The sequence below is a fragment of the Pseudomonas sp. HMSC067G02 genome, assembly GCF_001813485.1.
In the GTDB taxonomy this organism is placed as follows: Bacteria; Pseudomonadota; Gammaproteobacteria; order Pseudomonadales; family Pseudomonadaceae; genus Pseudomonas; species Pseudomonas aeruginosa.
This window is the reverse complement of sequence record NZ_KV812633.1, coordinates 16090-30071: the sequence shown is the minus strand read 5'-3', so window position 1 is coordinate 30071 and position 13982 is coordinate 16090. Positions and strand designations below refer to the sequence as shown.

The window sequence follows — 13982 nt, the reverse complement described above, 5'->3', positions numbered from 1 at the left end:
CGGGCTTCTTCTCGATCAGGTGGACGATGGCGTGATGGATCGGCATGTCAGGTTCGACCTTTCAGGTAATCGGCGGCGCCGCGCAGGTTTCCGCGATGCTGCGGGACACGCCGCTGGCGCGCCCGCGGATCGGCCAGTTTACCCGAGGTTGCCGGCTTCTGCCTGCGTCGCCTGGCGTTCCTGCAGACCGTGCAGGCGCTTGATCACGAAGTTCAGGTGCAGGTGCAGCTCGTACAGCTCGTGGTAGTAGGAGAGCGGCACCTCCACGGTGTTCAGCTCGCTCTCCAGTTTCTCCAGCCGCTCGATCTCGCTTCTCAGTTGCTCGGCGTCGGTGCCGCTGTCGAGCTTGCGGTCGATGTCGCGGATGTAGCGGTACCAGCGGTAGATGCGCGCGCGGATGCGCCAGCGATACAGCGGGCCGATGGACTTCATCAGCGGGATGAGGATGGCGATGAACGGGATCAGCAGGATGATGTAGCGGTCCGCCAGGGAGGCGATGCGGAACGGCAGGTAGCGCTGCAGCAGCGGCAGGCCGCTCTTGTAGTAGCGCTCGGCGTCCTCGTGCAGGCGCAGGGTGCGCGGCTCGGCGCTGGGGAAGGCGCCGGGCTTGTCGAGCAGGCTGCCGTCCTTCATCACCTCGCGCGCGGCTTCCAGCACCAGCGGGATCAGCGCCGGGTGGAAGCGCTCGTTGATCACCAGGGTGGCCACCGGCGACAGGGTGCTGATGTTTCGTTCCGGCACGTTGCGCGGCAGGTTGAGCAGGCCTTCGCCGACCTCGACCCGCTTGAGGAACGGCAGGCGCGCCTCGTAGGCGGCGCTGCGGCGGAAGTTGACCAGGCGAAGCTGGTCGTTGTCGGCCAATTTCTGGATCGCCGGGTTCTCCGCCGGCCCGACGATGAACGCCGCGTCCAGCTTGCCGGCCAGCAGGTCGTCGACCACCGCGTTGCCGCCGCGGGCTTCCCAGGTGATCGGATAGTGTCCCGGGGCGATGTCGTTGGCCTGCAGGATCGCCTCGGTGGCGGCGCGGGTGCCGCTGCCGTCGCTGCCGATGGCCAGGCGCAGGTGCAGCAGGTCGCTGAGCTGGTCGATGTGCACGTTGCTGCGGTGGAACAGCCAGAGCGGCTCCTGGTAGACCGCGCCGAGGGTCTGCAACTGGCGCGCCTGCCCGGCTTCGAGCTGGCGCTCCTGGCCGCTCTGGACCAGGGCGATGTCGACCTCGCCGGTGCCGAGCAGGCGCTCCAGGTTGTCGCGCGAGCCGGCGCTGGGCACCAGCTTCAGTTCGAATCCCTGCTCCTTGAGCTTTTCCCGGAGCTTGCCGGCGAACACGGCGTAGCCGCCGCCCTCGGCGCCGGTGGCCATGGTCGCGCTCATCGGCGGCGGCGGGGCGACGAAATAGAACACCGCGGCGACCAGGGCGGCGATCACCGGGATCAGCCAGAGGTTGGCGCGGATCAGGATGGCGAGGTCCTTGAGCAGGTGCTTGATGCGATTCATGAGCGGTCCTTGTGCTGCTCTTCAGAAGGGTATGGCGGATGCGGGCGGGCGCACTCCTCAGCGTAGCCGAGGGTCACCGGCGGTCCGTGCGGAACTGCCGGCAGAGCACCCGGTGGCGATGCCGGAAGATGCGGGTGAGGAACCAGCGTACCAGCCCGGCGGCGAATAGCGGGCGTACGGTCAACTGGTCGACCAGCAGGCATTCCCCGGCCTCGCCCGGTGCCGGCAGGATGCGTCGCTCGTGGCGCCAGAGGCGCATGCCGGTCATCGGCGACTGTTCGATGAAGCCACGGCCGGGCGTCAGCTCCAGCAGGGTCAGTTGCGAAGTGCCCAGCGGCAGCAAGCCGAACAGGCGCATGTGGCTGCGGAACAGCGGGCGCCGGGGCACCACCTCCAGGTCTTCGAGGCTGCGGATACCGGGCGGTACGCTCATGCTCAGCAACGGGCGTATCTCGCGGAGTATCCCGTCCACCGAGGTGATCCACCGCCAGAGCTGTTCGGGGCTGGCCTGCAGGCGCGATTCGAAATGCAGGCTGATATTCATCGCAGGCTCCTGCTAGGGTTGTGGGAGGACGCGCTGTCCATGGCGCCCGTGCCGTGCAAGCCTAAGCCAGACGAACCGAGACGTCGAACCGAAGGAGGACGCCATGCTGATCCGCGCCGCAACCTCGACCCTGCTGGTGGTCGATATCCAGGAGAGCCTGCTGCCGGCCATCGACGACGGCCCGGCGCTGGTCGAGTACAGCCAGTGGTTGTTGCGCGTGGCCCGCGCACTGGACGTGCCGGTGCTGGCCAGCGAGCAGTACAGCAAGGGCCTGGGGCCGACGGTGGCGGCCCTGCGCGATGAGCTGGAGCCCACGCAGATCCTCGAGAAGCTGGATTTCTCGGCCGCCGCCGACGGTGCCCTGCTGCGCGCGCCCGGCGGCGACCGCCGGCAGTTCGTGGTTTGCGGCAGCGAGGCGCATGTCTGCGTGCTGCAGACCGTGCTCGACCTGCTTGGCCGTGGTCGCGAGGTGTTCGTCGTGGAGGAGGCGATCGGTTCGCGGCGGCCGAGCGACAAGGCACTGGCCGTGGAGCGGATGCGCCAGGCCGGGGCGATGATCGTGTCGCGGGAGATGGTCGCCTTCGAATGGATGGAACGCGCCGGCAGCGACCGCTTCCGCGAGATCAGCCGCAACTTCATTCGCTGAGCGGCGGTTGCTCGGCCTGGTAGCGCCGGGCCTCCTCGCGCAGCCAGTCGGCGAAGGCCTGGTGGCGGTCGCTCGGCGGCTCGCGCTGCGGCCAGACCAGCCAGTAGGGATAGGGGTAGGGCACGCGGATGTCGCCCAGTTGCACCAGGCGGCCCTCGGCGAGGGCGCCGGCGACCAGGCTGCGACGCTCCAGGGCGATGCCCTGGCCCAGGCGCACGGCTTCCAGCAGCAGGTTCGAGTCATTGATCAGCAGTCCGTGCTGCGGTTCCGCCACGCCGGCGCGCTGGCACCAGAGCGCCCAGGATTCGGTGGAGCGCAGGGTAGGGCAGGCGACGATCTCGCTCGGCGTGCGCGGCAGGCGGCCGCCGTTGAAGTCGGGCGCGGCGACCATCAGCAACTCGTCGTCGAACAGGCGTTCCCGACCGACCCCTTCCCAGTCGCCCTTGCCGATGCGTACGCCGAGGTCGGCCAGGCCCTGGCGCAGGTTCTGCACGTCGAGACTGGCTACCAGCCGCACGCGACAGTGCGGATGGCGCTCGCGAAAGCGCGGCAGGCGAGGCAGCAGCCAGTTCAGGCCGAAGGACGGCATCACCGTGACCACCAGCTCGCCCTCCCGCGGACGCGCCCGCACCACCCGCGTGGCGTCGGCGATCTCGCCCAGAGAGGCGCGTACCTGCAGGGCGTAGAACCGGCCGTTCTCGCTCAGGCGCAGGCCGCGCCCCTCGCGGACGAACAGGGCCAGGCCGAGGAGGTTTTCCAGCAGCTTGATCTGCTGGCTGATCGCCGAGTGGGTGACGTGCAGCTCGCTGGCGGCCTGGCTGATACTGCCGAGCCGGGCGACCGCTTCGAAGCTGCGCAGCGCGGTGAGGGGAGGGAGGTCGCTCATGTAAGTTTTTCTAAAGAGTTCGCTGAATTTATCTCGATATTTTTCGCGTTGTGCAACGACTAGAGTGATTTCCCCAGGCGCCACCCTCTTAGCGGCGCTTAATCATCGACAAAGGATGCCGCGATGCAACTGATCGGTATGCTGGATTCGCCTTTTGTGCGCCGGGTCGCCATCGCCCTGCGCCTGCTGGACCTGCCCTACGAGCACCGGCCGCTGTCGGTGTTTCGCAATTTCGAGGCGTTCAGCCTGTTCAACCCGATGGTCAAGGCGCCCACGCTGGTGCTGGACGATGGCACCGTGCTGATGGACTCCAGCCTGATCCTCGATTACCTGGAGTGCCTGGCCGGCCGCGAACGCAGTCTGCTGCCGCAACGGCCGCAGGCCCGTGCACGGGCGCTGAGTCTGATCGGTGCGGCGCTGGTGGCCTGCGAGAAATCCGTGCAGATCTACTACGAACTGAACCTGCGTCCCGAGGAACGCCGCCATGGCCCCTGGCTGGAGCGGGTGGAGGGGCAGTTGCTGGCGGCCTACGACTGGCTGGAGGCAGCGCTGCGCCAGGAGCCGCTGGCACGCGACGGCGGCATCGAGCTGGTCGGGGTGACCGTCGCGGTGGCCTGGCGCTTCAGCCAACTGGTGGTCGCGGAGCGGGTCGCCGCCAGCGAATACCCGGAACTGGCAAGCTATTCGGATTATGCGGAGGGGTTGCCGGTGTTCCTCGAGACGCCGCCGGTCTGAGCCCGCGAGGGGCCAGGCTGGCGCCCCTCGAACGGCTCGTTTCCGCCTGCGCCAGGCCCCGGTTCGTCGGCTGGCCGCCCGACCTGGGCGCTGCGGGTCGGTACCGGGCACATGCCGGGGCGGGCCGCGATCGGGGCCCGTTCCGCGCCGTGGCGTCAGCGGGCGAACGCCTGTGCGGGATCGTCCGACGGCTCGACCGCGATCGCGATTTTTCCCCGGATGCCATTGTCGCGACTCTCCAGGCGGGCGTGGGCGAGGGGGATGTCGGCAAGCGAATAGACGGCGCCGACATGCGGGCGCAACCGGCCGCGCTCGACCAGGGCGCTCAACTCGTCGAGCTTGCCGCGGTTCTGCCGGGTGAAGACGAAGTGATAGCTCGCGTTCCGGCCCCAGGCCTGGAGGAGGTTCTGCGGCTGGGCGAGGTCGACGATGCTGACCACGCGGCCGAGCTGCGCGAGTACCTCGGGGCTGTGCGACAGGGTGTCGCCGCCGATGCTGTCGAACACCACGTCGACGCCGTGGCCTCCGGTTTCCCGCAGGATGGCCTCGACGTAGTCCTGCTTCTGGTAGTCGATGAGCACATCGGCGCCCATCTGGCGGGCGAACTCGAAGTTGACCTCGCGCACTGTGGTGAAGACCCGGGCTCCCATGGCCTTCGCCAACTGGATCGCGACATGCCCGACGCCGCCGGCGCCGCCGTGCACCAGGATGCTTTCGCCGACCCTCAGCGCCGCGCGTGTGACCAGCGCTTCCCAGGCCGTGCCGCCGACCAGGCTGAGGCTCGCCGCCTCCAGGTGGCTCAGTGCGGCGGGCTTCCTGCCGATGATGCCTTCCGCTGCCAGGTGGTACTCGGCATAGCTGCCCTGGCCTTCGAAGATCTGCGGGGTGTACCAGACCTCGTCTCCCGGTGCGACGGCGGTCACTCCCGGCCCTACCGCTTCGACGACGCCGGACACGTCATGCCCGGTGATGGCCGGAAGCGCTACCAGGTCGGGGTAGTCGCCGCGACGGACCTGGTAGTCCAGCGGATTGATCGAGGTCGCATGGACCCGCACCAATACCTGTCCCGCCTGCGGCACCGGTTTGGGCACTTCGCGCAGCTCGAAGGATTCCGGACCGCCAAACGCCTTGAGTATCAACGCTTTCATTGCATATCCTCGTTTCGGTAAAAAGGGATATCGGGAATTTTCGATATATTGTGGTGTAGAAAGAACTACAGTTCCGCGCCGATTAGCTCGACGAGGGCACGGATATTCGCTTCGTTGCGCTTGTAGTAGGTCCATTGGCCGATCCGCCTGACTTCGACCAGGCCCGCCCGTTGCAGGATCGCCAGGTAATCGGACACGGTCGACTGCGACAGGCCGACGCCCTCCTGGATACTGCTGACGCAGACGCCCACGGTGTCGACGTCGCCCTCGTCCTGCGGAGGAAAGTTCTTCGCCGGGTCCTTCAGGCCTTTCAGGATTTCCAGGCGTGTCCGGTTCGACAGGGCTTTGAATGTTTCGAGCAGGTCCATGGCGGCGAGGATATCGGGAATTTCCGATTTGTCAATCCGGGACGACGGAGACCTGCCGTCGCTGTTGACCTCAAGTTAGGTTCAGGTCCTAGAGTGCCATCCGGCGTTCCCGCCGTTCCTCCCGATCAGCGCAGGCCCTGCGCTCGTTGGCGCCGGAAGGGCGTCGAGCGACGACCGCCCGTACTCTGCAAAGGACCCGGAATGGACACCCAGACTTCATTGATGATCTTCCAGCTCACCTGCTGCCTCGGCTTCGCCCTGTGGCTGAGCCTCGCCCTGATCAACAACCTGCAGGCCTTCGCCAGCTCGGTGGGGGCGATCGGCGTGACCATGTCGATGGCTCCCCTGGCCCAGCCGCCCGCGATCGACATGCCCTTGCTGGCGCGGGCGGTACGCTCGCCGCTCATGCACCGCCTGGCCTTGTCGATCATCGTCGCGCTGCAGGTCGCTGCCGTCGTCACGGCCTGGACCGGCTGTTACGAACTGCTGTTCGGCGCCGGCCTGGAGGCGGCCCGGCCCTGGCTCAACCTGGCCCTGAGCGCGGCCCTCGGCTTCCTCTTCGGCATGCTGCTGGGCGGGCTCTGGTTCGGCTACTGGATCCGCCAGGAGGGATTGCAACTGACCCACCTGCTGCTGGTGGTCTGGGTGCTGGCGAACTTCTTCGTGCTCAACGTCCGCTGGAGCTGACGGGGACTGCCGGTACGAGGGAGCAGGGTGCGAGGACGGCGACGGTGGAGCGAGCCGGACGCCCGTCGATAGCGCGAAGTCGCATCTCGCTCCTGCCACCCGGTCCCTCGGCTCCCCTCTGTTCGCACGCGCTGCATGGGCTGACGCAGCTGGAACTGCCCCCGGGCAGTGGCAGCCGGCTGCCTCGAGGACAGGTGCTCCGGCTGGCTCGGCATGGTCACTGGAGTTCAGCCCCGGGGTTCTTCGAGGAAAGCAGAACCTGCGGCATCGGCTCCTTTCGCCCGACTGGGCTCAGCGCAGCTCTTCGGCGGCGGCGACCAGTTGTTCGAGTTGATGGTGGATCTGGGCCCTGTCCAGCAACTGCAAGGGCTGGCGGTTCCAGAGCAGCCGTTCGCCGCTTTCGGGGTCGCGGCCCAGGACCGGCTTGCAAGGGTCCTGGCTGAACAGGTTCTGCTCGCTGGCCGTAGCGTCTCCTTGTCCTTCCAGGCGGGTGAACATCAACAGGTGATCGGTCGGATGTTCTGCCAGATGGCAGAGATGCGGGCCCACCTGCAGGCTGAGTACGCTCTCCTCGTCATTGGGCGTCGGGAGATCGAGAGCGAGAAAAAGCTGGTGGATGGCGGCGCGGTAGAGTGGATTCATGGCGTGTTCCGAGTCACTGGAGGCAGCCATTAGAGCAGTGCCAGCCCGGAGAAACTGTTAATCGGGGTTCTCTTTTTTTAGGTTTTGCCGCTGCCGATTCCAGTGGAAAAACGGTGGCCGATCCTGATAGGCGATGGGGTGTCCGTTTTTGGGCTCGGCAGCGGAGCCGGGTGGCGAGGCGTGCCGGCTAGGCGCCCAGTGGTTCCAGGAGGGCTGCTGTCCAGCGCTCCTTGCGCCAGGCCCGGCGCTGCTTCTTGTCGAGGTAGGTCCAGGCGACGAAGCGGCTCTGCTTCTGTCCCTGGGCCATGTCCACCACGCGGATATCGCTGGCGCCCAACGTCTTCAGGCGCTCCTGGAGGTTCGGCAGGTTGCTCGCCTTGGATACCAGGGTGGTGAACCAGAACACCTGCGTGGCGAACGCCCGGCTTTCCTCGGCCATGCCGGCCAGGAAGGCCGCTTCGCCGCCCTCGCAGTACAGCTCGGCGCCCTGGCCGCCGAAGTTCAGTAGCGGCAGGGTACGGGTCGGGTCGAGCTTGCCGAGGTTCTTCCACTTGCGCCGGCTGCCACGCGTGGCTTCGTCCAGCGAGGCGTGGAAGGGCGGGTTGCAGAGGGTCATGTCGAAGCGCTCATCGACGCCGATCAGGCCCTGGAATATCTGCCTGCGATCAGGCTGCCGGCGCAACTCGATGGCAGCGGCGAAGCGTGGGTTGGCGGCGAGGATCGCAGCGGCCGAGGCCAGCGATTGCGGGTCGATGTCGGCGCCGACGAAGCGCCAGCCGTATTCGTGGTGGCCGAGCAGCGGGTAGATGCAGTTGGCGCCGGTTCCGACGTCCAGCGCACGCAGGCCGGGACCGCGTGGAATCAGGCCATCGTGGCTGGCGCCGAGCAGGTCGGCCAGGTAGTGCAGGTAGTCGGCGCGACCGGGGATGGGCGGGCACAGGTAGCCATCGGGGATATCCCACTCGAGTACGTCGTAGAACTGTTGCAGCAGCGCGCGGTTGAAGGCCTTCACCGCCGCCGGATCGGCGAAGTCGATGCTCTGCCTGCCGTACGGATTGAGGATGACGAAGCGCTCCAGTTCCGGGCTGCCGGCGATCAGGCGCGGAAAGTCGTAGCGTCCCAGGTGGCGATTGCGCGGGTGCAGCGGGCTGGCGCTCTTGCGCTCGGCGTCGGGATGCGGGCTGGTCGGGCGGGGCATGTTCTCGGTTTCCGTGACGGCGAGGCGGGCATTATTCACATCCGCCGGAGGCTGGCCAGTGTTTCTGCCGAGCGGCGCGCTCCTGGCCCGGTCACAATGGAAACAGCCACGGAGTCACCAGCACGCAGACGAACATCACCAGCAGGGTAAATGGCACGCCGATCCGGACGAAGTCGCCGAAGCGGTATTGGCCAGGGCCCAGCACCAGGGTGTTCACCGGCGAGGAAATCGGCGTCATGAAGGCTGCCGAGGCCGCCACCGCCACCACCATGGCGAAGGGGTAGGGCGAGGCGCCGATCTGGTTGGCGGTGGCGATGGCGATCGGCGCCATCAGCACCGCGGTAGCGGTGTTGGAGATGAACAGGCCGATGGCCGCGGTGAGCAGGAACAGGCTGGCCAGCAGCACGCGCGGGCCGGCGTCGCCGAGGGCGTCGACCAGCAGCGAGACCACCAGGTCGATACCGCCGGTCTTCTGCAGGGCCAGGGCGAAGGGCAGCATGCCGACGATCAGGACCAGGCTTTGCCAATGGATGGCGCGGTAGGCGCCGTCCATGTCGATGCAACGGAACAGGCCCATCAACAGGCAGCCGACCAGCGCCGCGACCACGTTGGGAACCACCCCGCTGACCATCAGCGCCACCATCACGGCCAGGCTGAGCAGGGCGTGCGGCGCCTTGCTCAGGGCCGGCGCCACCTCGTCGATCTCCGCCGGCAGGCTGAGCACCAGGAAATCGCGGTTGCGTCCCTGCAACTGGCGGATCGCCTTCCAGGCGCCGATCACCAGCAGGGTATCGCCCAGGCGCAGCTTCTCTTCCAGCATGCCGTCGGTGAGCGCTTCGTGGTCGCGACGCAGGCCGACCACGTTGAGCCCGTACTGCGAACGGAAGCCCAGCTCCAGGACGCTCTTGCCGAGCAGGGTGGAGTCCGGCGGCAGAGTCACCTCGGCCATGCCGACCTCCCGCGACTGGTCGATGAAGTAGCTGGCGCGGAACGGCAGGCGCACCAGGTTCAGCTCGGCGCAGCGCCGGTCCATGTCCTCCGGAGGGGCGAAGACGTCCAGCAGCAACACGTCGCCCGCCTTCAGCTCGGTGCTGCCGCCGACCTTGACCACCTCGCTGTGGAACTTGCGCACCCGCTCCAGGCCGACCACGTTGGCGCCCAGGCGGGTGCGCAGTTGCAGTTCTTCCAGGGTGCTGCCGATCAACGGCGAGCCGAGCTGGACCTGCAGGCGCCGCTCGCGGCCGGCCAGGCGATAGTCGCGGATCAGGTCGCGCAGGGTCCGCCGTGCCTTCGGCGCGCCGACTTCCGCCGGGCTGGCGGCGTTCAGCCAGTTGCGCGTGAGCAGCATGTAGGCCACGCCGATGGCGAGCACCATCAGGCCTATCGGGGTGAAGGCGAAGAAGCCGAAGCCGGCATGACCCTCGCGCGCCAGCTCGCTGTTGACCACCATGTTCGGTGGCGTGGCGACCAGGGTCATCATGCCGCTGATCAGTCCGGCGAAGGCCAGCGGCATCATCAGCCGGCCCGGAGGGATCTTCAGCTTGGCGGCGATGCTCAGGACCACCGGGATGAAGATCGCCACCACCCCGGTGGAACTCATCACCGAGCCCAGCCCGGCCACCGCCAGCATCAGCAGTACCAGCAGGCGCGCTTCGCTGCTGCCGGCGCGGGCGATCAGCCAGTCGCCGACCTGGTAGGCCACCCCGGTACGCACCAGGCCTTCGCCGATCACGAACAGCGCGGCGATCAGTATCACGCTGGGATCGCTGAAGCCGGCCAGGGCTTCGTTGAGGGTAAGGGTTCCGCTGACGCTGAAGGCCATGATCACCAGCAGGGCGATCACGTCCAGGCGCAGGCGGTTGTGGATGAAGAGGGCGACGGTGGTGGCGAGCAGGCCGACCACCCAGAGCAGTTCGAGGTTCATGCGGGCATCTGAGCGGGAGGATGCCTGCGAGTGTGGCAGACGGACGCGGATCGCGCCTTGATCTGCTGCAGGTCGACGGTGCCTCCCCGCTTCGCCGCGGAGAGGCACCGCGGCCCTGTCAGCCGAGGAGGAGGGCGTCGTCGGCGAGCTTCTCGCCGCGCACCTTCTCGAACATCGCCAGCAGGTCCGGTACGTCGAGGCCCTTGCGTTGCTCGCCGGAGACGTCCAGCACCACCTGGCCCTGGTGCAGCATCACCGTGCGCTCGCCCACGTCCAGCGCCTGGCGCATGCTGTGGGTGACCATCATGGTGGTGAGTTTCTTCTCGGCGACGATCCGTGCGGTGAGATGCAGGACGAAGTCGGCGGTGCGCGGGTCGAGCGCCGCGGTGTGTTCGTCGAGCAACAGGATGCGCGACGGCTGCAGCGCCGCCATCAGCAGGCTGACGGCCTGGCGCTGGCCGCCGGAGAGCAGGCCGATGCGGTCGCCGAGGCGGTTCTCCAGGCCGAGGCCGAGGGTCGCCAGGCTTTCCCGGAAACCGTCGCGCATCGATGCCTGCACCGCCCTGCCGAGGCCGCGACCGGTACCGCGACGCTGCGCCAGGGCCATGTTCTCCTCGATGGTGAGGTCCTCGCAGGTACCCGCCATGGGGTCCTGGAACACCCGCGCGACGCGGTTGGCGCGGGCCCAGACCGGCTTGCGGGTGACGTCTTCGTCGTCGATCAGGATCTGTCCGCTGTCGATCGGCAGGTCGCCGGATACCGCGTTGAGGAAGGTCGACTTGCCGGCGCCGTTGGAGCCGATCACGGTGACGAACTGGCCGGCCGGGATGTCCAGCGACAGGCCGCGCAGGGCGCGGGTCTCGATGGGGGTGCCGGGGTTGAAGGTGATCTTCAGGTTCTTCGCGCTGAGCATGGTCAGGCTCCCTTCTTGCCGAGCAGGCGTTTCTTCATCATCGGAATCACCAGGGCGACGGTGACCAGCACCGCGGTGACCAGGTTCAGGTCCTGGGCCTGCAAGCCGATGAAATCGCTGTTCAGCGCCAGGGCGATGAAGAAGCGGTAGACGATGGCGCCGAGGATCACCGCGAGGGTCGCCAGGATCAGCCGGCGCGAGGGCAGGATGCTCTCGCCGACGATCACCGCCGCCAGGCCGATGACGATGGTGCCGATACCCATGGAGATATCGGCGCCGCCCTGGGTCTGCGCGAACAGCGCGCCGGCCAGCGCCACCAGCGCGTTGGAGATGGCCATGCCGAGCAGGATCATGCCGCCGGTGTTGACCCCCTGGGCACGGGCCATCCGCGGGTTGGAGCCGGTGGCGCGGATCGCCAGGCCTTTCTGGGTGGTGAAGAACCAGTCCAGCAGCAGCTTCGCGGCGATCACGATGAACACCAGCAGCAGCGGGCGGAACACGTAGTCGCTGAGCCATTCCGGCTGCAGCAGGGTGAACAATGTCGGCTCAGCGATCAGCGGTACGTTGGGCTTGCCCATGATGCGCAGGTTGATCGAGTAGAGCGCGATCATCATCAGGATGCTGGCGAGCAGGTCCATGATCTTCAGCTTGACGTTGAGCAGGCCGGTGGCCAGCCCGGCCAGTGCGCCGGCGGCGGTGGCCGCCAGGGTCGCGCTGTACGGGTCCCAGCCGAGGGCGATGAGGGTCGCGCAGACCGCGCCGCCGAGCGGGAAGCTGCCGTCCACCGTGAGGTCGGGGAAGCGCAGCAGGCGGAAGGAGATGAACACGCCGAGTGCCACGAGGCTGAAGATCAGGCCGATCTCCAGGGCACCGAACAGGGAAAACAGAGACATGACTTCGTAACCGAGTGCGTGAAGGCAGGATTATCGTGCCGTCCGGCCACGGGCGGGACGCCCGCGGCCGGCGGCCGCTTTTTTTACTTGATGACTTCCGCGGCTGACTTGAGCAGTTCGTCGGACAGGGTCACGCCTTGCTTCTGCGCGGCCCCGGGATTGACGAACAGCTGCAGGTTGTCGCTGGTCTCCGGCTTGATCTCGCCCGGCTTCTCGCCCTTGAGGATGCGCACCACCATGCGGCCGGTCTGCTTGCCCATCTCCTTGTAGTTGATGCCGAGGGCGGCGATGGCGCCGCGCTTGACGCTGTCGGTGTCGGAGGCGATCAGCGGGATCTTCGCGTCGTTGCCGACCTTGACCAGCGCCTCGTAGGCGGACACCACGTTGTTGTCAGTGTTGGTGTAGATCGCGTCGACCTTGCCGACCAGGCTGCGCGCCGCCGAGCTGACGTCCACCGAACGCGGTGCCGAGGCTTCGACCAGGCTCAGGCCCATCTTCGGCAGCAGTTCCTTCAGCTCCTTGACCACCACCACGGAGTTGGCTTCGCCCGGGTTGTAGACCATGCCGATGCGCTTGGCGCCCGGCACCACTTTCTTGATCAGCTCGATCTGCTTGTCCAGCGCGAGCATGTCGGAAACCCCGGTGACGTTGGTGCCGGAGGCTTCCCAGCTCGGCGTCAGGTGCGCGCCGACCGGGTCGGTGACGGTGCTGAAGACGATCGGGATGCTCTTGGTCGCGGCCACCAGCGCTTGGGCCGACGGGGTGGCGATGCCGACGATCACGTCGGGCTTGTCGCCGATGAACTTGCGGGCGATCTGCGCGGCGGTGCCAGTGTTGCCCTGGGCGCTCTGGTACTGCCACTTGAGGTTCTTGCCGTCTTCGTAGCCGGCCTCCTGGAGGGCCTCCTTGACCCCGTCGCGAGCGGCGTCCAGCGCCGGGTGCTCGACGATGGCGGTCACGGCCACCGACTTCTGCTCGTCGGCGTTGGCGCCGAAGGACAGGGCCATGCCAAGGGCCAGGGCACTGAGGGGCAACCATTTATTCTTATAGGCCTGCATCATGCGGCGATCTCCTGATTGTATTGGCGCGCTGTAGCGAATTGTTCTGATTGGGCGGTGCGGGTACAGCGTGGCCGAAACATCGCATTTTTCGCGCAAGTCGTCAGCAGGTTTGATGTTTTTTCTTGCGGCGGGATTACCGCTGGGGGGGCGGGCAAGGGGGAGTGCCTGCCCTTTGCGAAAATTCGATGAGGCCCCGCGTGGCCTCCGAACAGAAGGTCATCGGTTTCGAGCCCAACCAAAGATATGTGGCCAATTGATGGCCTTGTGGTAAACGTCTCCCGAGTTGCAAGGACGCGTACCGCACCGCCTGCCTGGGAGCGGTGCTTTGCGCCCGGTCTGCGTGCCTGCCATGGGGGTGGGCTCTGGGGGATGCATGGTGGGGCGTTGGAGTGCGTGGATCGTCGCCGTGGCGATCTGTCTCATGGTCGGGGACGCGACCGCCGCTGGCTGGCGTTCGGCAAACTTCCGTGTCTATAGCGGCGACTACAACGGCGACGGTCAGCCGGACCTCTACCTGAAGGCGGTCACTTCGGTGGTCGTGGTGGGGGGCGAAGTGGCTACGCCGATTCCGCTCCTGCCACCGTTGAAGAATGTCGTCCTGCTGCGCAATGGTGCCAGCTACAGCGCCCTCTACGATCCACCGGCGGCGGATCTGAACGCCGTGGCCTGGACGGCGGCGCCCTACCAGAGCTTCATCGGCGACCTGAATCGCGATGGCATCCTCGACCTGGTCCTGCAGCCGAACGATTCCAGCGACTCGCTGCTGATCGTCAGCGGCAACCCTTCCGCGCACGGCGTACTGCAGGTAGCCAGCGGTACCGGGCGTTGAGTCAGGAGATATGG

At 67.1% G+C, this 13982-nt stretch carries 15 protein-coding genes; 4 read left to right on the top strand and 11 right to left on the bottom strand.

All coding sequences use genetic code 11. The annotated features are described in order from the left end of the window. Positions 1-138: 138 nt before the first annotated feature. Positions 139-1494, bottom strand: coding sequence for a TAXI family TRAP transporter solute-binding subunit (locus tag HMPREF2914_RS06560; RefSeq protein ID WP_003111143.1), 1356 nt, complete (start codon positions 1492-1494; stop codon positions 139-141). Between the two features lie 73 nt (positions 1495-1567). Beyond that, positions 1568-2038 (bottom strand): SRPBCC family protein, encoded by a 471-nt coding sequence (locus HMPREF2914_RS06555; protein WP_003092903.1) that lies wholly within the window; start codon positions 2036-2038, stop codon positions 1568-1570. A gap of 103 nt (positions 2039-2141) precedes the next feature. Between HMPREF2914_RS06555 and HMPREF2914_RS06550 the strand changes: the two genes are divergently transcribed. Continuing rightward, the gene (locus HMPREF2914_RS06550) at positions 2142-2684 is read left to right on the top strand and encodes a hydrolase (RefSeq protein WP_023092480.1); all 543 of its coding nucleotides are present in this window, start codon (positions 2142-2144) and stop codon (positions 2682-2684) included. On the opposite strand, the gene HMPREF2914_RS06545 is transcribed toward HMPREF2914_RS06550, so the two are convergent. Next, the gene (locus HMPREF2914_RS06545) at positions 2674-3570 is read right to left on the bottom strand and encodes a LysR substrate-binding domain-containing protein (RefSeq protein ID WP_003100573.1); all 897 of its coding nucleotides are present in this window, start codon (positions 3568-3570) and stop codon (positions 2674-2676) included. The genes HMPREF2914_RS06550 and HMPREF2914_RS06545 overlap by 11 nt on opposite strands. Before the next feature lie 123 nt (positions 3571-3693). Between HMPREF2914_RS06545 and HMPREF2914_RS06540 the strand changes: the two genes are divergently transcribed. Continuing rightward, the gene (locus HMPREF2914_RS06540; protein WP_003118301.1) at positions 3694-4305 is read left to right on the top strand and encodes a glutathione S-transferase; all 612 of its coding nucleotides are present in this window, start codon (positions 3694-3696) and stop codon (positions 4303-4305) included. A 155-nt stretch (positions 4306-4460) separates the two neighbouring features. On the opposite strand, the gene HMPREF2914_RS06535 is transcribed toward HMPREF2914_RS06540, so the two are convergent. Both HMPREF2914_RS06535 and HMPREF2914_RS06530 read right to left on the bottom strand, forming a co-directional pair. Continuing rightward, positions 4461-5453 carry a zinc-dependent alcohol dehydrogenase family protein gene (locus HMPREF2914_RS06535; RefSeq protein ID WP_023092481.1) on the bottom strand — a complete coding sequence of 331 codons (993 nt, stop codon included), beginning with the start codon at positions 5451-5453 and terminating at the stop codon, positions 4461-4463. A gap of 65 nt (positions 5454-5518) precedes the next feature. Continuing rightward, a complete protein-coding gene (locus tag HMPREF2914_RS06530; protein ID WP_003092893.1) occupies positions 5519-5821 on the bottom strand; it encodes an ArsR/SmtB family transcription factor in 303 nt (100 codons plus the stop codon). Positions 5822-6022: 201 nt separating this feature from the next. Here HMPREF2914_RS06530 and HMPREF2914_RS06525 point away from each other — a divergent pair, with 201 nt between their 5' ends. After that, positions 6023-6508, top strand: coding sequence for a DUF2165 family protein (locus HMPREF2914_RS06525; protein ID WP_003092891.1), 486 nt, complete (start codon positions 6023-6025; stop codon positions 6506-6508). Positions 6509-6799: 291 nt separating this feature from the next. Here the strand turns inward: HMPREF2914_RS06525 and HMPREF2914_RS06515 are convergent, their stop codons facing one another. From HMPREF2914_RS06515 to HMPREF2914_RS06490, 6 genes are all read right to left on the bottom strand, one after another. Next, the gene (locus HMPREF2914_RS06515) at positions 6800-7150 is read right to left on the bottom strand and encodes a CesT family type III secretion system chaperone (protein ID WP_023092482.1); all 351 of its coding nucleotides are present in this window, start codon (positions 7148-7150) and stop codon (positions 6800-6802) included. Positions 7151-7337: 187 nt separating this feature from the next. Beyond that, positions 7338-8348 (bottom strand): 23S rRNA (adenine(1618)-N(6))-methyltransferase RlmF, encoded by a 1011-nt coding sequence (gene rlmF, locus HMPREF2914_RS06510; RefSeq protein WP_023092483.1) that lies wholly within the window; start codon positions 8346-8348, stop codon positions 7338-7340. Between the two features lie 91 nt (positions 8349-8439). After that, positions 8440-10272, bottom strand: a complete 1833-nt coding sequence (locus HMPREF2914_RS06505) for an SLC13 family permease (RefSeq protein WP_023092484.1) — start codon at positions 10270-10272, stop codon at positions 8440-8442. Between the two features lie 118 nt (positions 10273-10390). Beyond that, positions 10391-11185 carry an ABC transporter ATP-binding protein gene (locus tag HMPREF2914_RS06500; protein ID WP_003159390.1) on the bottom strand — a complete coding sequence of 265 codons (795 nt, stop codon included), beginning with the start codon at positions 11183-11185 and terminating at the stop codon, positions 10391-10393. A gap of 2 nt (positions 11186-11187) precedes the next feature. Further along, positions 11188-12078, bottom strand: coding sequence for an ABC transporter permease (locus tag HMPREF2914_RS06495; protein ID WP_003092881.1), 891 nt, complete (start codon positions 12076-12078; stop codon positions 11188-11190). A gap of 83 nt (positions 12079-12161) precedes the next feature. Beyond that, entirely contained in the window at positions 12162-13139 is a 978-nt protein-coding gene (locus HMPREF2914_RS06490; protein ID WP_003100588.1) for an ABC transporter substrate-binding protein, read from the bottom strand. 406 nt (positions 13140-13545) lie between these two features. On the opposite strand from HMPREF2914_RS06490, the gene HMPREF2914_RS06485 reads away from it, so the two are divergent. After that, positions 13546-13968, top strand: a complete 423-nt coding sequence (locus HMPREF2914_RS06485; protein WP_223720404.1) for a hypothetical protein — start codon at positions 13546-13548, stop codon at positions 13966-13968. Positions 13969-13982 lie beyond the last annotated feature (14 nt).